The organism is Coprococcus sp. RTP21204st1_G4_RTP21204_210225 (assembly GCF_040915385.1).
Taxonomy (GTDB): domain Bacteria; phylum Bacillota; class Clostridia; order Lachnospirales; family Lachnospiraceae; genus Allocoprococcus; species Allocoprococcus comes.
In genome coordinates, this window is the sequence record NZ_JBCPDP010000001.1 from 306528 (window position 1) to 323543 (window position 17016).

Annotated in this window: 16 protein-coding genes; 5 read left to right on the forward strand and 11 right to left on the reverse strand. The window is 45.1% G+C overall.

The window, feature by feature from the left end; all coding sequences use genetic code 11:
- Positions 1–6: 6 nt before the first annotated feature.
- On the reverse strand, positions 7–3282 hold the full coding sequence (locus AB5213_RS01475; protein ID WP_243273146.1) for a M14 family metallopeptidase: 3276 nt from the start codon (positions 3280–3282) through the stop codon (positions 7–9).
- Positions 3283–3521: 239 nt separating this feature from the next.
- On the opposite strand from AB5213_RS01475, the gene AB5213_RS01480 reads away from it, so the two are divergent.
- The gene (locus tag AB5213_RS01480; protein WP_055157930.1) at positions 3522–4109 is read left to right on the forward strand and encodes a TetR/AcrR family transcriptional regulator; all 588 of its coding nucleotides are present in this window, start codon (positions 3522–3524) and stop codon (positions 4107–4109) included.
- A 421-nt stretch (positions 4110–4530) separates the two neighbouring features.
- On the opposite strand, the gene AB5213_RS01485 is transcribed toward AB5213_RS01480, so the two are convergent.
- From AB5213_RS01485 to AB5213_RS01525, 9 genes are all read right to left on the reverse strand, one after another.
- Positions 4531–4764 carry a hypothetical protein gene (locus tag AB5213_RS01485; RefSeq protein ID WP_055157928.1) on the reverse strand — a complete coding sequence of 78 codons (234 nt, stop codon included), beginning with the start codon at positions 4762–4764 and terminating at the stop codon, positions 4531–4533.
- A gap of 149 nt (positions 4765–4913) precedes the next feature.
- Positions 4914–5735, reverse strand: a complete 822-nt coding sequence (locus AB5213_RS01490) for a S1 RNA-binding domain-containing protein (RefSeq protein WP_368276243.1) — start codon at positions 5733–5735, stop codon at positions 4914–4916.
- Positions 5736–5738: 3 nt separating this feature from the next.
- On the reverse strand, positions 5739–6446 hold the full coding sequence (locus AB5213_RS01495; RefSeq protein WP_055157924.1) for an acyl-[acyl-carrier-protein] thioesterase: 708 nt from the start codon (positions 6444–6446) through the stop codon (positions 5739–5741).
- Positions 6447–6451: 5 nt separating this feature from the next.
- On the reverse strand, positions 6452–7633 hold the full coding sequence (locus tag AB5213_RS01500; RefSeq protein WP_022221113.1) for a cation diffusion facilitator family transporter: 1182 nt from the start codon (positions 7631–7633) through the stop codon (positions 6452–6454).
- A gap of 67 nt (positions 7634–7700) precedes the next feature.
- A complete protein-coding gene (gene spoIIR / locus AB5213_RS01505; protein ID WP_368276244.1) occupies positions 7701–8318 on the reverse strand; it encodes a stage II sporulation protein R in 618 nt (205 codons plus the stop codon).
- A gap of 64 nt (positions 8319–8382) precedes the next feature.
- The gene (locus tag AB5213_RS01510) at positions 8383–9072 is read right to left on the reverse strand and encodes a GntR family transcriptional regulator (protein ID WP_008368980.1); all 690 of its coding nucleotides are present in this window, start codon (positions 9070–9072) and stop codon (positions 8383–8385) included.
- A gap of 2 nt (positions 9073–9074) precedes the next feature.
- On the reverse strand, positions 9075–9950 hold the full coding sequence (ispE, locus tag AB5213_RS01515) for a 4-(cytidine 5'-diphospho)-2-C-methyl-D-erythritol kinase (RefSeq protein ID WP_008368982.1): 876 nt from the start codon (positions 9948–9950) through the stop codon (positions 9075–9077).
- A 63-nt stretch (positions 9951–10013) separates the two neighbouring features.
- Entirely contained in the window at positions 10014–11576 is a 1563-nt protein-coding gene (locus AB5213_RS01520; protein ID WP_055157918.1) for an SPOCS domain-containing protein, read from the reverse strand.
- Positions 11577–11586: 10 nt separating this feature from the next.
- A complete protein-coding gene (locus AB5213_RS01525; protein WP_117559031.1) occupies positions 11587–12033 on the reverse strand; it encodes a protease complex subunit PrcB family protein in 447 nt (148 codons plus the stop codon).
- Between the two features lie 132 nt (positions 12034–12165).
- Between AB5213_RS01525 and AB5213_RS01530 the strand changes: the two genes are divergently transcribed.
- The 4 genes from AB5213_RS01530 to AB5213_RS01545 are packed head-to-tail and all read left to right on the forward strand — an operon-like array spanning position 12166 to position 16610.
- Positions 12166–12900 (forward strand): 1-acyl-sn-glycerol-3-phosphate acyltransferase, encoded by a 735-nt coding sequence (locus AB5213_RS01530; protein WP_022221115.1) that lies wholly within the window; start codon positions 12166–12168, stop codon positions 12898–12900.
- Positions 12901–12926: 26 nt separating this feature from the next.
- The gene (locus AB5213_RS01535; RefSeq protein ID WP_008368990.1) at positions 12927–14381 is read left to right on the forward strand and encodes a nicotinate phosphoribosyltransferase; all 1455 of its coding nucleotides are present in this window, start codon (positions 12927–12929) and stop codon (positions 14379–14381) included.
- 27 nt (positions 14382–14408) lie between these two features.
- Positions 14409–15785, forward strand: a complete 1377-nt coding sequence (gene murF, locus AB5213_RS01540; protein ID WP_022221116.1) for a UDP-N-acetylmuramoyl-tripeptide--D-alanyl-D-alanine ligase — start codon at positions 14409–14411, stop codon at positions 15783–15785.
- A gap of 12 nt (positions 15786–15797) precedes the next feature.
- Positions 15798–16610, forward strand: a complete 813-nt coding sequence (locus AB5213_RS01545; RefSeq protein ID WP_055157909.1) for a Cof-type HAD-IIB family hydrolase — start codon at positions 15798–15800, stop codon at positions 16608–16610.
- A gap of 96 nt (positions 16611–16706) precedes the next feature.
- Here AB5213_RS01545 and spoVG read toward each other — a convergent pair whose 3' ends face one another.
- Positions 16707–16994 (reverse strand): septation regulator SpoVG, encoded by a 288-nt coding sequence (spoVG, locus tag AB5213_RS01550; protein ID WP_008368997.1) that lies wholly within the window; start codon positions 16992–16994, stop codon positions 16707–16709.
- Positions 16995–17016: the final 22 nt, after the last annotated feature.

Consider the following 17016-nt stretch of genomic DNA (forward strand, 5'->3'; position numbering starts at 1 on the left):
AAAAAGTTATTTATTTTTTCCAGTCACTTTGACAATCATCGGACGCTGTCTTATGTAACTGGTCAAAATCTGTCCATCCTGCTCTTCCAGATGACATTCCATCACATGCACTGCTTCCATCAACATCCGGATAGTCGCCTCGTCATGTGCCACATGAGCCCTTGCACACAAATTCAGGTATTCACCCTGTGCGGTCTCATCTGCAACCTCGCTGGTATAAGCAACCGTTGTGATCCACGGAAAACGGATCGACGGATAACGATGGTTTGGATCTGCCGCGAACGGGATCCAGTAGTTAATCATTTCTTTATAATAGTTTGCCGGGAACAATTTCGGCATCCACGCATGTGCATATTTTTCAAACTGAGCACTCCATTCACGGTTCAATTCTCTCATCTCCGGATACTCGGCAATCTTGTCTGCTATCACATCTTCCATTACCTTATTGACCGGGTAATTGTCCTTGTACTCTGGATTGGTCACATACCAGAAATAACCATAAAGCAGAGATCTCGGAAGCCAGAAGCCTTTGTAAGACGGGGAGGTATAACCTGAAAACTGCTGCTCCCATTCATGGCTCGGTACTCCGTGATTGTCCACGATCATATCCGGGACATACCGGTCATAAATACGGGTTAATCCCATCGCCTCGCTGTGGATCGTATCCTGCTGGAAATGTTCATAGTAGAACTCTTTTCCAAGCGAATTAAATCTTGCCACATGGAATTTCCAGGTCGGATGCTCTTTCTGCAATTCATAATGGATTGCCGCACCATCCACATTTTCCATCGGAACGATCACCAGATTCAGTTTATCCGGTAAATCTTTGTAAACATCTTCTGTCAGCAGCTTCTTGATCAGGATAAATGCTGCATTTGTCGAAGATACTTCATTTGCATGATGTCTTGCATTGATCATCTCGCCAGGAATTCTTGATATACGCTTCGTCATGGACAGATATCCTTCGTATTCCGGTTTGATCCATACTGCATAGAGTTCACGTCCTGTATAAGATACCGCAGTTCGGAACACTTCGATTCCAGGAACCTGCTTCAGTTCTTCGATGATCTCACGGTAAGTATCATATCCGATCAGTTCATGCTCATGCAGGTCAATCTCTTCAATCCGTTTCGTCTTTGGTTTTTCTTCTCTTTCCGGTGTAAGTGCTGCATACTGTATCTCGCCCTGCTCACTTTCAAACAAAAGCTTCGTACCTGCAGCAACACTTTCACACTCTGCCAGTACACCCTTTGACCACAATGTTGAGTAAGTGTGTAATACATTAGATTGTACACCATTTGTGCGGATATGGAAAGTAAAATTATCATTTTCCCATGAAATGGCACGGATCCATGCATCTGCTTCTTCGCGTTTTCTCTGTAAAAGAACCGCTTTTCCATCTTTTACAATGCATGCTTCTTCTTTTAACGGCTCGGTCAGTGTCACCTTAAATACCGGTCTGCCTTCTTTTTCATGGATCACCGGAAGGATCAGTCCCGGCGCATCCAGCATGACATCTGCTTTCTTCACACCGTAATTTTTAAAATAGTCGCTTCCGACAAAATACATATCTTCATGCAAAGCATCCAGTGAAGAGATCAGATCCTCTCTTGATCCGGTCGCATAGTCCGGTTCACTTGCGGTCACGTCCAGACGCAGTTCATGGAAGAACGGCTGCAGGTCTGCGGAAATCTTTCCGCCTGTCTTTTCCTCAATATATCGTCTGCAATCCGGAAGAACTTCCTTCTGGTAAACATCCCAGATCTCTTCCATATCGGTACGGACGGTCTGATAAAATACTTCCTGTCCGTCAATCTCTGCTTTTACATAACCGGTTGCCGGATGAACCTTTCCCATCTGCGGATATTCATCCATATATGGTCTTTCCGACCAGACTGCTTTGTAAGTATCCTCACAGCAGACCTTTTCGTCCTTGATCCCCTTGCAGAGATAAGTGATATCTTCTTCGCCTTCATAAGCTTTGAAAATGACTTTATCTCTTTCAATTCCAAGCTCTTTTACCAGAATATCTTCTACCGGATACAGTTCCTGCAGATAGCGGATCGGAAGATCATACCACTTGTCCGGAGTGTCTGCATTCAGATTGTGATAGGACGGGGTTGCACCGTTCTCATCCAGCCAGTCTGTCTGGCCTTCCGGCAGGAACGGTTTGAAATAAATCTCAACCTGATCTGCCTGCGCTTCCTTCATCACCGGAAGCATCTCTTCAACGATCCAGGAATATCCCTGTTTGTATGCACAGATAACGGAGGTATCCTCCGGCTTGGCACCTAACATCTGGATTCTGTCTTCGATTTTTTCTTTTATCTTCTGACGTACTTTTATATTTTCACTTACCGCACCGGTAATCTTTACCTTGCTTCCTTTCCCGATCTGCGGATAAACCTTTTCTTCCAGAAGTTTTTCAAAAACTTCCACTTCCCACGGAAGCTCATACACCTTCTCGTACATCTTCTGTCCGGATTTGTAATTATATACCTTTGCATCCCCGGCTTCTTTTTTCTGTGTATCATTCCAGAGCGGAGATCCGTACACTTCGTATTCTCCTGTCTGCTCTTTCTGCATCGCTTTCAAAGCTGCAAGCTGGCCATCTGCGCCGCGCAGTACAAAGTCATCCACCATATCCATCAGCAGGTCTTTCCAGCTTCTCTGACCATTGATCTGTGGAAATTCCATACAGAGGCGGGAGGTAAATGCGATTAGTTCCTCTCCGTCACCGCGAAGAGATACTTTTACACTTTCTCCTTCTTTTTCCCGTACAAGCTCTGTCTGCTCTGCTTTTTCCAGAACGAGCCGGTTGCCTGTATAAGCTGCATCTGCCGTAATAGTTCCTTTATATCCGGTTGTCTCCATACCAAAACGCCATGCCAGGTTACATGCTGCAACGAGCATCGCATCATCTGCATCCTCCGGAAGTACAATCTTCACATCCAACACATCCGGAAGAAGATCCTGATTCTCGTCTTTCAGGAAATCCCCTTTCTGAAGCATCGTCTCCAGCCCTTTTTCCTTACGGAAATCCAGATCAAAGATCGGACCTGTATGCTTTGATGCTGATTCGTACTCTTCCGGTGTTCCCCCTGTACTCTTTTTCCACAGGGCTTTCAGCTCTTCCATATTCTCCGGCACCGGAATCTCACCGTCCGCTGTGATCACCGGAAATGTAGCTGTCTCTGTCTGAAATCCCAGAAGTAGTGCTGCTTCAACCGCATAACGCTTCTGTTCTCCTGTCATGCCGGCTGCAAGTTTTAATTTTTCCATCTTACACCTCCAAAAGCACTGTAGTCCGTTTTCATACTACGGTCTAAAAAGATACTGTATTCCGAACTACGTTCTGCTTTTTATACCCTTCATTCTACTAAAGTGTTCAAATAAAGTCAACCATATTATCCTTATATGGACATTTTCAATAAAATGTATGCAGAAACAAAACATTGCACTCTCCACATCCCTGTGTTACAATAGCTTCAATACTTTTAAGAAGGCAGGAACGATCAATTATGACAACGCACGGCAAACGACATGCAAAACAGGACATCATGGATGCAGCATGGAAGCTGTTCACAGAACAGGGCTATGACGAAACTACGATCGCGCAGATCATCGAACTCTCCGGTAATTCCCGCAGCACCTTTTACCACCATTTTCGTGGAAAAGATGAACTTCTCTTCAGCCTCGCCTATTCCTACGACAGTGACTATGATAGCTGGCTTCAGACCTGCGACCGGACGCTTCCAGCCGCCGATCTGCTGCTCGCCTTCAACCATTTTGTGCTGAATAACCTGGAGCACTCACCATATATGGATCTCTTTGCGTCCCTCTACGGTCTTCAGGTAGCTACTACCGGAACCAGACATATTTTAAACCCGGATCGTAATTATTATAAGATCCTGCGCAAGATCCTTTTCGATGGGATCAAATGTGGAGAACTAAAGTCAGACTACTCCTACGTCGAGCTCTCCCAGATGATCACCTCTGCCCAGATCGGTCTCACCTACTCCTGGTGTCTCACCCAGAGAAGCTTCTCCCTGCTTCAATACGGTGAATTCCTCCTGACACCATTTATTGAATCATTACGCGCAAACTAACCTAACCCACCCTCAATATAAATACCCTCTCCCATATACCAGGAAACTATCTCTCTATAGTTTCCTGAATTTTTATGTTTAGCAGCCGCCAGGTCTGCGCCCAAAGTCTTGAGGGCGGATTTAGAAAAAGAATAGGTGTGAAGGCACTTATTGTGCAATGGACTTCACACCTATTCTTTTTCTAAATCCGCCACACAACCTCCCCCTCGCAGACCGTCTCTCTCCACAATCGAGCAGGCTGACTCCTACTCGATTTGTATACTTTGTACACCATCTCGCTTAACAGCTCGATGATGTACATTCGCCAACTGCCGATCCTTGTGCAAGCACAAATCTGCAGTTGGCTCATCGTATACACAAAAAAGCAGGAACCAAATCTTCTTTGATTCCTGCTTCTCACTATTCCTGGTATTTATATAAATTAGCCATTGATCATGAAGTTAACCAGTTTATCGATGTCTTCTTTTTCGTATGCAATGATTTCCAGTTCCGGAATCTCTCCGTTAGAGAAAATATTTGCCATAGAAACATACTGAGAAAGTTTAGATTTCAGATTCAGTCTGTCGCCTTCTCCTGTTACAAGTTCTACTTTTCCTTTGCAGCTGTCTACTATTTCAAAAAACTTATCAATGTTTGTAATATTCTGTACCTTCATGATGTACACTCCTTTTCTTTTATCTCTTCCTATCTTTTACACCCTCAATATATACAATTTTTTTTTGAAAATCAAGGGTTTTTTTCAAATCAGCGTTTTGGGCATTGTGAACAATTTAATAGTCTGTTTTTTGTGCATAATCACAATGTCTATTTCAAAACAATACTGTTCTTACGGATCTCGATCTTACGCTCTTTATACAGATGTCCGACTGCACGCTTGAATGCATTCTTGCTCAGATCAAACTCCGAACGGATCACCTCCGCGTCTGCTTTATCGTTAAACGGAAGGACTCCGCCCTTTTCTTCCAGACGCGCCAGTACCAGAAGCGCATCCTTATCCATCTGGATAAATGCTTTCTCACGGACACTTAAATTCAGCTTTCCATCCGGTTTTACTTCTGTCACTCTCGCATGGATCTTCATTCCCGGTCTTAGACTTTTCGGTGCTTCTCTCTTTGGCACAAGCGCAGAATATTTTCCGTCCACTGCAACGAAAGCCCCGAAATTATCACTCACTTCGTAAACGATTCCCTCTACCTGATCATCCTTCTGATAAGGAGAATCACTGGTCAGATACTCATATACCTTCATGGTCGCACAGAGTCTCTGGCTCTTATCAATATAAAGTCCTACCAGACATTCATCCCCCGGTTTCACCTTATAAGTCTGCTCCTTAAATGGCAAGAACAGATCCTTTTCCAGTCCCCAGTCCAGGAAGGCACCGAATTTGCCAACCTGCGCTACCTTCAGGATTGCACTTTCCCCCAGTGTAAGCTTCGGTTCATTTACCGTTGCGATCAGACGGTCAGAAGAATCCTTATACAAAAACACCTCAATCGGATCGCCCGGTTCGATTCCTGCCGGAACCTGCTTCTTCGGAAGAAGAACCTTTTCTCTGTCATCTCCCAGATATACTCCGAAATCAACTACCTTTACTACCGTAAGCATCTGTTTTTTCCCTAATTCCATCTCTTATTTCTCCTTGAATTCTACTACCGCATACGGATTTCCCTCCGCATCACAAAGTTCCACTATTTTTCTCTGTTCCTCTACCGCCATCTTTGGATAAATAATATCACCCATAACTGCGGATTTTTTATATTCTACCCGGATCTGTCCGGCACGCTCACATTCCGGCACCACATCAATTGCCATCTGGATATACTGGCAGTTATTGACATGCTCGTTTGTGTCGATCTGATGACGTCTTACCGGAAAACTTTCTCCATCTTCCAGTTCTTTTGGAAGCACGATCTTACGCGGCGCAAACTCTACATCCAGTGGTGCTTCCGGCCGATAAGCCTCGACCTCTTCTTTCGCCGGTCTGCATGGTCTTCCTTTTTTCATATCCATATATACCCAGACCGAATTGGCCCAGGCTGTCATCTCGCCTGCTTCATCCTCCATCTTAAAATTACGAAGTCCGAAAAGTCCGGTAAAATCCGTTGCCCAGGTGGACACCCGGATATGTTCCCCGAGTTTCGGATAACGGTTTACTACAATCTGCCATGCGGAAAGAATCCATGCCTGCCCGCTTTTTTTCAGTGATTCCACGCCATATCCGATATCCTCAGACTGAAAAGTACTACAGTCCTGAAAATAATTAACAAGCCCCGGTAATGTCAGAAGCTCCGTATGGTCTGCTTCACTGAATCGTACTCTGCTTTCAAATGTATACATCTCTTTTACCTCTGTTCTTCCACATAACTTCTATCTAATGTGATAACACACTGATACTTTGGGTTATGATGCTGCAATCGGTCCATCAAAGTCAGTGTCAGTTCATTCCCTTTTTCCTCAGAATACTCTCTCGGAATGACAAAATCAAAAATGAGATTGATCTGTTTTTCTCCATTCACCATGCGGAAATCATGAATACTGCATCTCGGATCCAGTGCTTCCACAGCTTTTTCTGTCTCATGTTTTGCCTGAAGTACTTCTTCATTACGAGTCTCCACCGGATCCATATGAATTGTCAGCGAGATCCCCAGTTGTTCCATTGCCTCTCTCTCAATCCGGTCAATGATCTCATGGGATACATCAATCGGGACATCATTCGGAACCTCTGCATGAATGATCGCCATACTTCTTCCCGGTCCGTAATTATGGATCACCAGATCATGGCTGCCCTCGATTCCAGCGTATTTTTCCACAAAATGCTTGATCTTCTCATAATCTTCCCATGTCGCCGGAATTCCGATCAGCGGCTCAAGCGTATCCTTCGCAATCCCAAATCCGGCCCACATAACGACCAGTGAAACACCAAGTCCGACAAAGCCATCGATATTGATCCCTGTGATCCGCCAGAATACAACCGACAGGATCGTCGCTGCTGTCGTGATCACATCTCCAAGTGCATCTGCTGCCGTCGCCATCATCACCTGGGAAGAAATCTTTTCACCAAGTTTCCGGTTAAACATCGCAAGCCACAGCTTCACACCTATGGACAACACCAGGATCAGGATCGACACCAGACTGAATTTTAACTCTTCCGGCTCCCGGATCTTCACGATCGCATTTTTGAAAAAGGTAAATCCAACTTCGATCACCAGAAAGGATACGATCAGTGCCGCTATGTATTCCAGCCTGCCATGCCCAAAAGGATGCTCCTTGTCTGCCGGTTTTTCTGCCATCTTCACTCCGATCATTCCAATGATCGAAGAACCTGCATCCGATAAGTTGTTAAATGCATCTGCAGTAACAGACACACTGTGAAGAAGGATTCCTATCACCATCTTCGCAATCGTCAGCAGAACATTACAAAAGATGCCTACTCCGCTTGCCAGCACTCCATATGCTGTACGGACAGACACCTTTTCTACATCTTTATAATCTTTTACAAATAATTTTACAAGTATATCCGTCATTAAACTTTCCTTTGCCTTAGGCGAAACAAATTTTCCTGCCATCTTCGTTGAAGTATATTCTACACATTTACTCCGTCAATTGCAAGAAAAACCATTTGATTTTTACCGGTGTGCCTTTTACGATCATCGCATACTCTTCATCCGTCAGCACACTCCGCAGCTCTTCCTTCCCTTCTTTGGGAACAATTGCATGGACAGAATCCATAAAACAGAGATTCGGATAAAGAACACACCACCAGTTGTGCCCCTGTGCCTTTCCGATCTTGATCCGGAGTGCATCGTACCAGCCTGCAGGGAAGGTGATGTCTCCGTAAGTTTTGTCCGGAAATTCACACCGCACGACCTCAGCTGTTATCTGATCGTTACATCCTTCTTCCTGCAAGACTTCCCTGGCCGTCCGGATCAGTTCTTCTTTGTGGCGGATCGCCCATGCTTTCGCCTCCGCTGCATTCCCTGCATCCGAAAGATTCTCACACATATAATCTACAACAGCCTCTTTCACCTTCATCTTAAGCTCCTGGTCTTCTTTGCTGTCACTGTTGGCAAGCACATGAAAGCGGAACACCTCACCGGATAACTTTTCCTGCACTGCATTCGCCTTCGCTTCCACCTGCATTCCCCTTGCAAATGCCGCACCACACAGAATCATGATCAGTACCAGCACCACTGCTTTTATTTTTTTCATTTTCGTATGTACCTCCTGTCTTTGATACCAGGAGTATTGACAACCTATGGAAAACTATACATTTTTATCTGTGATATTCTACCTGATCTCTCCGGATAACATCCGATACTGTAGAGGCCTGATTGTCAATATGACATCCCATGAGCTCACATGCCTCTTCAACCTCTCCACCCGAAATCAGTGCGATCAGCTTATCATGTTCTTCCAGGAGCTGTGGATAACATTCCTTCTGCTTCAGGTATTCTACGCGGAACCGGTACATCTGTTCCCGCAGGTTATTCAGCAGCGTGATCAGTCTCTGGTTATTGGTTGCGGCAAAGATAATATCATGGAATTTTACATCTGCTTCAGCGATCTTCGTCACATCACCACTCTTTAAGACTTTACGGAAATCTTCAGCTGCCATCTTCATTTCTTCAACCTGCTCCGGCGTGATCCGTTCACACGCAAGCTGTACGGAAAGCTCTTCCAGTGCCTTTCTGACTTCCAGCACATCCTGCATATTCTTCTCTGTGATCTGTGCCACTTCTGCCCCTTTTCGCGGAATCATCAGAACCAGACCTTCCAGCTCCAGTTTACGGATTGCTTCACGGATCGGGGTGCGGCTTACTCCAAGCTTGTTGGCAAGCTGGATCTCCATCAGCCGTTCTCCCGGCTTCAGTTCTCCTCTTAAAATTGCCTTCCGGAGTGTATTGAACACAACATCTCTCAACGGCAGGTATTCATTCATATTTACTTCAAAATCCATATCCATTCTTATCTCCTCCTGACGTTATGCACATTTGCAAGATAAATCTGTTTTGCCAGATTCTGTGCTTTTACTTTTGTAAATGCTTCCTTCGCTGTCCTGCGATCCCTGAAAATCCCAAATACAGTCGGACCGCTTCCGCTCATCATCGCCCCAAGAGCACCTGCTTCCATCATACATTCTTTGATCTGTGCAATGACTGGATATGCTTCAACCGTAACCTTTTCCAGCACATTACCCATGGATGCTGCCACTTGCTCAAGATCCTGGTTCTTCAATCCGTCCAGGATACCATCTATATCCGGATGCTCCTTGATTTCACAGGAATCCAGCTTTTCATAAACCATCTTTGTCGATACACTGATCGGCGGCTTGGCGATCAGAATCTGACATTTCGGCATCGGAGGAAGCGGCGTCAGTTTTTCCCCGATTCCTTCTGCGAGTACTGTTCCGCGCATAATGCAGTAAGGAACATCCGCCCCAAGCTTCACGCCTCTTTCCATCAACTCTTTTTGAGAAAGTCCCAACCGGAACATCTGGTTCATTCCGTAAAGCACTGCCGCAGCATTGGAACTTCCGCCTGCCATTCCCGCTGCAACCGGTATATGCTTGTCCAGATGGATTCTGATCCCGTCTTTGATATCAAATTCATCGATCAGAAGCTTTGCCGCTTTCCATGCAATATTGTCCTCATCATTCGGCAGATAAAAAAGATTTGAATCGATCTCGATACCTGGGGCCGACTTCTTTTGCAGCGTCACATTATCGTACAGATACAGCGTCTGCATGACCATGCGCACATCGTGATAACCATTCTCCCGCCGCCCCAGCACATCAAGTCCAAGATTGATCTTCCCAAGTGCTTTTAACTCCAGTTTATCCATGCGTGTATCTCCTTATTGTATTTTTTCGACCTTTTTTTGTATCTTGTATACATCATTTCATTACTATAGTATACTCAAACTCTCCCGAAAAATCAATATTTTATCACCCGTTTTCAATTCTTTTGATAATAATTCATTATTAAGCAGAATGCTTTCTTCTGTGGTCGAATATTTCTTTGCCAGGCTCCACAGATCATCTCCGTCTTTTACGATATATCCCACAATTCCCGGCTGATTCATCCGCTCTTCTTTTTCATAATCCACAAGTGCAGCCTCTGTCACCATCTGTATTTTTTCCGCTTTTCGCATGAAGCTCCTGAACGCCACGACCGCTTTGATCTCTACTTCATCATTTCCGGCAAGATCTACCGCAAGCTGCTCCACTGCATATGTGACGTCATATTTCATATCGCTGCTTCCTTCCCGGCATTCAAGCATTGCCGAGAACGGAACCATCCCCTTCCACACACCAAATGGTACTTCATCGTTTGCCTTTACATACAGAAAGCTGACATTTAGAATCCCCTCTGCCAGAATTCCTCCATCCTGCACTTCCATTTTTTCTATCTGCAGATCTGCGCTGCTGTGGCACACCTGAAGGATCTCATCTTTCAGCTCCGGCAGACTTAATCGTTCTGTGATCTTACTTTTTGAATGATTCTGCATCAGAAGCTCCTCAACAACAACTTCTTCTGTCTCCAAAACACATTTTTTATCAAGGGAATACGCATCCTCTAAAAGCTCCAGCTTTTCTTCCCCATAGACAAAAAGACGAACCTGAAGTGCCGCTTCAATGCCAAGTGCACGCATCTCACCGTCCTCATCCATCCGCACTTCCACACTGATATCATCCAGCCGGTCATAGACATGATGATACATACCTTCTTCTGCGCCGGCACACTCGATCCGTCCCTCATAAGGAACCGTCTGCTCCACCCAGTCTGTCTTGCCCTCCTGGGATTCATAGAGAACAAAGATCTGCAATTCTCCATTTATCAGCATAGCATCCTGCACAAGTCTGGTATCCATTTTCCGGGAGCTTACCTCTGTCCACAAGAGCGTTCCGATATTCTCTTTGGTCCCCGGTATCTTAATCTCCTCTTTGATCCTGTAAATGTCTCTCTTCGCGGTAAACAGCTGCAGCAGCTCCACCGGACATTTTTTCAGATAGATTCCCTCTTCCCCATCCACATCAAGTGTCACCTGTTTTTCTGTGATCTGCTCTGTATGTACCGTCATTTCCGCAAGCGCTTTTACCGCAAGCTTTCTCGAATGGATCAGTGATACCCCGCATTCCACCCGCTGAACTTGCACAATGTCTTCGCCTTCTCCGTTCTCTTCCTCCATGTAGACCATTTCCTCAAACGGAATCATTCCCTCCAAAGCTCCGGGACGCGGATCTCCCGAATCTGTCACATACAAAACTTTAAAATTCAGTTTTCCCGTCACACGGAGATAATTTTCCACTCTTCTTGTCTCTTCAATCCGCAGACTTCCCTCACCGGAAAGCACTCTTCCCACGTCACTTTTCGCATCTGGTACATTATAATCCCCACCGATCATAAACTGATCCGTCACTGTTTTGCCCATCTGATTCATACGTACCTGTTTTCTTATCAGTTCCATAGTCAGCCTCCTACTCAAATATCACCGGTTTTTCGCTTTTTGCCATTTCCAGGACAACATATGGGTATTGGGAAAATCCATCTTCCCGCATACAGATATTTCCCATCTCCTCCCCATTTTTTTCTGTCTCGTCACTTCCCGGTCCCAGAAGTGTTGTCTGTACACAGATCACATCTTTTTCTTCCGTACAGCCATCAACCCGGATCGCATATCCCTCCATTTCCTGTCTCCCATACCCCTGTCCGACATACAGCCGGTCTCCTTGCACATACATGATCTGAAATGGGGTTTCTTCCATCCCGGCAATGCGTTCGGTCATTTCCGCCGGAACTTTTTTCTCATCCACAATGGAATATTCCAGCATTTCTCCACCCGCTTCCTCTTTTTCCATGACCTGACAGCCGCCAAGGAAAATCAGCATCCAGATCACCCCTGTCACACGGCATTTTATTCTCATAATTATTCACAAACTTTTCCATTTTTTTGTCTCTTTATTATCATATTATCTTCCTTGTATTTTCATGCCTCGAATAGTATAATCGAAGAAAAGTATGTTACTTTATACAATGAAAGAGAGGATTTTGGGGTAATGATACGATTTATCTGTATCGCAGTCTTTTTAATTCTTTACCTGATCCTGTCCATTCCGGTTTTTCTGGTGGAATGGATCATTGGTAAATTCAATCGCAGAGCCAAAGATATCAGTTCTCTGCGCATCGTTCAGTGGGGCTTTAAAGTGATTCTTAAGATGACCGGTGTCACGACAACCGTGATCGGTGAAGAAAATGTTCCGGATGAACCGGTACTCTTTATCGGCAACCACCGCAGTTATTTTGATATTCTCCTTACTTACAGCCGGTGCAGGCGTCTGACCGGTTATGTTGCCAAAAAAGAAATGGAAAAGATTCCGCTTCTTTCCACATGGATGAAGAATCTGTACTGTCTCTTCCTTGACAGAGACAATATGAGAGAAGGTCTGAAGACAATCCTTCAGGCAATTGATTATGTAAAAAATGGCATTTCCATCTGCATTTTCCCGGAAGGAACCCGCAACAATGGCGAAGAGCTTTCTATGCTTCCATTCCGTGACGGTGCACTTAAAATTGCCGAAAAGACCGGGTGTGCGATCATTCCGATCAGCATGAACAATACTGCTGACATTTTTGAAGCACATTTCCCACGTGTAAAAAAAGTACATGTCGTCATCGAATACGGCAAACCAATCTATCCAAAAGAACTGGATAAAGAGACAAGAAAACATCTTGGAATCTATTGTCATGATCTTATTCAGGACACAATTAAGAAAAACGCCAGTCTGATCTAAACCTATAACAGAAAAGAGGTACGATTATGCATTCTAAAAATTTAACATTACTTACAGACTTATACGAACTGACTATGATGCAGGGTTATTACGATAAGCAGGACAATCCTACCGTAATTTTTGATGTATTTTACCGTTCCAACCCATTTTCTTCCGGTTATGCAATCGCAGCCGGACTTGAACAGGTTATTGAGTACGTGAAAAATCTGAACTTCAGTTATGATGATGTGGATTACCTTCGCAGTCTCCACATTTTTTCTGAAGATTTTCTTCAGTATCTGAGCGGCTATCACTTTACCGGAAGCATTTACGCAATTCCGGAAGGAAGCCTGATCTTCCCAAAGGAGCCGATCCTCAAAGTCGTTGCCCCGATCATGGAAGCTCAGCTTGTGGAAACCGCAATCCTGAACATTCTGAACCACCAGTGTCTGATTGCAACCAAGTCTTCCCGTATCGTATACGCTGCCGGTGATACCGGTGTTATGGAATTCGGGCTTCGCCGTGCCCAGGGACCGGATGCCGGATTATACGGCGCACGTGCTGCCGTGATCGCCGGCTGCGTGGGAACCTCCTGCGTACTTACCGGCAAGCTTTTTGACGTTCCGGTTATGGGAACCCATGCACACAGCTGGATCATGAGTTTCCCGGATGAATATACCGCATTTAAAGCCTATGCAGATCTTTATCCTGAAGGATGTACCCTTCTTGTCGATACTTACGACACCTTAAAATCCGGTGTGCCGAATGCGATCCGTGTCTTCCAGGAGATGAAAGATGCCGGCATCAGTCCGAGAAAGCTTGGTATCCGTCTTGACAGCGGCGATCTTGCCTACCTGTCCAAAAAAGCACGTAAAATGCTGGATGCGGCCGGCTTTGAAGAAGCAACGATCTGCGCATCCAACGACCTTGATGAATATCTGATCCATGACCTCAAGATGCAGGGCGCAGCGATCGATTCATGGGGGGTCGGAACCAATCTGATCACCTCCAAAGACTGTCCTTCATTCGGTGGTGTATATAAGCTCGCTGCCATCCAGAATAAGAATGGCGAGTTCGAACCTAAAATCAAACTTTCTGAGAACACAGAAAAGATCACCAATCCGGGCAACAAGACGGTTTACCGTATTTACGAAAAAGAAACCGGCAAGATGAAAGCTGATTATATCTGCTTTGTAGACGAAGAAATCAATCCGGAGGAAGATCTTCTCCTCTTTGATCCAAGCGAGACATGGAAAAAGACAAAGATGAAAGCCGGAACCTATACCGTCCGCGAAATGATGCAGCCAATCTTCATCAACGGTGAATGTGTCTACACTTCCCCGTCTGTCAAAGAGATTGCCGCTTACTGCCGTCAGGAAAAAGATACCCTGTGGGATGAATCCAAACGACTCTTCAATCCTCACCAGATGTATATCGATCTGTCTCCAAGACTTTATGAAGTAAAGAAACAGCTTCTTGACCGCATGAGTGCTGATGACTAGGTTACAATTTGAAAAGAGGTATTACCGATGAAAAATATGACATTAAAAAATATAACCGCTGCCTGCCATGGAACCTTCCATGGCGACAGCAGTTTTCTTGAAAAAGAGATTACCGGCGTTGCAATCGACAGCCGGAAAGCAGCACCGGGATTTCTTTTTGTTCCACTCAAAGGAGCCCGTGTAGACGGCCACACCTTTATCCCACAGGTTATGGAACAGGGTGCACTTGCTACTCTTACAGAAGAAGATCCTTCTTCCCTTACCTGTCCCTGCATTCATGTAGAATCCTGCGAAAAAGCACTTCGTGATATCGCAGCGTTTTACCGCATGCAGCTTGACATCAAGGTTGTCGGCATCACCGGAAGTGTTGGCAAGACCAGCACCAAAGAAACGATTGCCTCTGTCCTTTCCCGGAAATACAATGTTCTTAAGACAGAGGGAAACTTTAACAATGGAATCGGACTTCCGCTTACCATCTTCAATCTTACCGAAGAACATGAAGTCGCTGTCCTGGAGATGGGAATTGACCATTTCGGAGAGATGCATGAACTTGCATCCATCAGCCAGCCGGATATCTGTGTAATCACCAACATCGGTCTTGCACACATGGAAAATCTCGGAAGCCGCGACGGAATCTTAAAAGCCAAAACCGAAGTTTTTGATCATCTGCGTCCAAATGCTTCTGTCATCTTAAACGGAGATGACGACAAACTTTCCACAGTCGCAGAGGTACAAGGGAAAAAGCCTGTTTTCTTCGGTCTTTCAGACCAGCTGGATGCCTATGCAGACGGAATCGTAAGTCAGGGACTTCGCGGAACTGACGCTGTACTCCACCTTCCACTTGGTGAAATCAACGTACATATCCCGGTACCTGGAAATCACATGGTTTATAATGCTCTCGCCGGAGCATGTGTCGGCATGAAGCTTGGACTTACTCTGGAGGAAATCCAGACCGGGATCTCTTCCCTGAAGACGATTGCCGGACGTACCAATCTGATCGACACAGGATCTCTTTTGATCATCGATGATTGCTACAACGCTAATCCGGTTTCCATGAAATCTTCTCTGGATGTACTTTCTACCGCAACAGGAAGAACCGTAGCTGTAATGGGCGATATGTATGAGCTTGGTGATAAGGAGAATGAACTTCACTACAATACCGGCGCACATGCTGCCGAGATCGGCATTGATGTGATCTGCTGTATCGGAGAACTTTCCCACCACGCATATGAAGGTGCAAAAGCCTGTGCAAAGAGCAGTGCCGTACTTTACTTTAAAACCAAACAGGACTTCCTGGGAAAAATCCGGAATGTTGTCAAAAAAGATGATACCATTCTGGTCAAAGCTTCCCACGGTATGGAATTTCCTGAGATCATTGATGTACTCAGACAGATGAAGTTTTAAGAGAGGTAAGACATGAAATATCAGATACTTGTTCTTGACCTGGACGGAACACTTACCAACTCCAGGAAAGAAATCACTCCACCAACGTTAAAGGCTCTGATCGAGATCCAGGAAGCCGGAAAAAAAGTTGTTCTTGCAAGCGGTCGCCCTACATACGGCGTGGTTCCCCTTGCCAGGCAGCTCCATCTGGAACGTTACGGAAGCTATATCCTATCCTTCAACGGAGCACGGATCACTGACTGCCGCACCGGCCAGGTCATTTACAACAAAACACTTCCGCAGGACGTGATCCCGGATATCTACCGGATCGCTTCCAACTACCCGGTTGATATTCTGGCTTATGAGGATGGACAGCTTCTGTCCGGATTTACCCCGACAAAATATTCCGAATTAGAATCCCGGATCAACCATTTACCAATTGTACAAATTGATAATTTCTGCGAGAAAGTATCCACATTTCCAAACAATAAATTTCTCCTGACCGGAGAACCAGACAGCATCGCTGCTGCTAAAGAGGAAATGTCCGCTCATTTCCATGGTTATATCGATGTTTACTGTTCGGATCCATTTTTCCTCGAAATTGTTCCAAAGAATGTAGACAAAGCCGCCTCTCTTCTGAAGCTTCTTACCAGCATCGGTCTGACTGCTGATGAAATGATCTGCTGCGGTGACGGATACAACGACCTGACTATGATCGAAACCGCAGGTCTTGGAGTGGCAATGGAAAATGCACAGCCACTGGTCCGTGAAAAAGCAGATTTTATCACAAAATCAAATGATGATGACGGAGTTCTCTATGTGATCGATCAGTTTATGCGCGATTGACCATCGTAGAAATATCATTTCTCAAAATATAAAAATTCCGGAGAACTGGTTTTACTTCCAGTCTCCGGGATTTTTGTTTTCAGTATTTTTCTGTACTTAGATTTCTGCAGTTTCCGCGTCGTCAGTCTCTTCCAGTACTTCCGCATACTTGTCCAGAATGATCTTCTGGATTCTGTCTCTTGTACCGGAATTGATTGGATGCGCAATATCACGATATTCCCCATCCAGTGCTCTCTTACTCGGCATTGCAATGAAAAGTCCTTTTTCCCCTTCAATGACTTTAATATCGTGAACAACAAATTCTTCGTCCATTGTAATTGATACTACTGCCTTTAATTTTCCTTCTTTTGCTACTTTGCGCACGCGTACATCTGTAATCTGCATAACTTTCTAGCCCCTTTCTCCA

Coding starts and splice junctions, on each gene's coding strand:
- AB5213_RS01475 (WP_243273146.1), bottom strand. CDS start 3,282: ATGGAAAAATTAAAACTTGCAGCCGGCATGACAGGAGAACAGAAGCGT.
- AB5213_RS01480 (WP_055157930.1), top strand. CDS start 3,522: ATGACAACGCACGGCAAACGACATGCAAAACAGGACATCATGGATGCA.
- AB5213_RS01485 (WP_055157928.1), bottom strand. CDS start 4,764: ATGAAGGTACAGAATATTACAAACATTGATAAGTTTTTTGAAATAGTA.
- AB5213_RS01490 (WP_368276243.1), bottom strand. CDS start 5,735: ATGGAATTAGGGAAAAAACAGATGCTTACGGTAGTAAAGGTAGTTGAT.
- AB5213_RS01495 (WP_055157924.1), bottom strand. CDS start 6,446: ATGTATACATTTGAAAGCAGAGTACGATTCAGTGAAGCAGACCATACG.
- AB5213_RS01500 (WP_022221113.1), bottom strand. CDS start 7,633: ATGACGGATATACTTGTAAAATTATTTGTAAAAGATTATAAAGATGTA.
- spoIIR (WP_368276244.1), bottom strand. CDS start 8,318: ATGAAAAAAATAAAAGCAGTGGTGCTGGTACTGATCATGATTCTGTGT.
- AB5213_RS01510 (WP_008368980.1), bottom strand. CDS start 9,072: ATGGATATGGATTTTGAAGTAAATATGAATGAATACCTGCCGTTGAGA.
- ispE (WP_008368982.1), bottom strand. CDS start 9,950: ATGGATAAACTGGAGTTAAAAGCACTTGGGAAGATCAATCTTGGACTT.
- AB5213_RS01520 (WP_055157918.1), bottom strand. CDS start 11,576: ATGGAACTGATAAGAAAACAGGTACGTATGAATCAGATGGGCAAAACA.
- AB5213_RS01525 (WP_117559031.1), bottom strand. CDS start 12,033: ATGAGAATAAAATGCCGTGTGACAGGGGTGATCTGGATGCTGATTTTC.
- AB5213_RS01530 (WP_022221115.1), top strand. CDS start 12,166: ATGATACGATTTATCTGTATCGCAGTCTTTTTAATTCTTTACCTGATC.
- AB5213_RS01535 (WP_008368990.1), top strand. CDS start 12,927: ATGCATTCTAAAAATTTAACATTACTTACAGACTTATACGAACTGACT.
- murF (WP_022221116.1), top strand. CDS start 14,409: ATGAAAAATATGACATTAAAAAATATAACCGCTGCCTGCCATGGAACC.
- AB5213_RS01545 (WP_055157909.1), top strand. CDS start 15,798: ATGAAATATCAGATACTTGTTCTTGACCTGGACGGAACACTTACCAAC.
- spoVG (WP_008368997.1), bottom strand. CDS start 16,994: ATGCAGATTACAGATGTACGCGTGCGCAAAGTAGCAAAAGAAGGAAAA.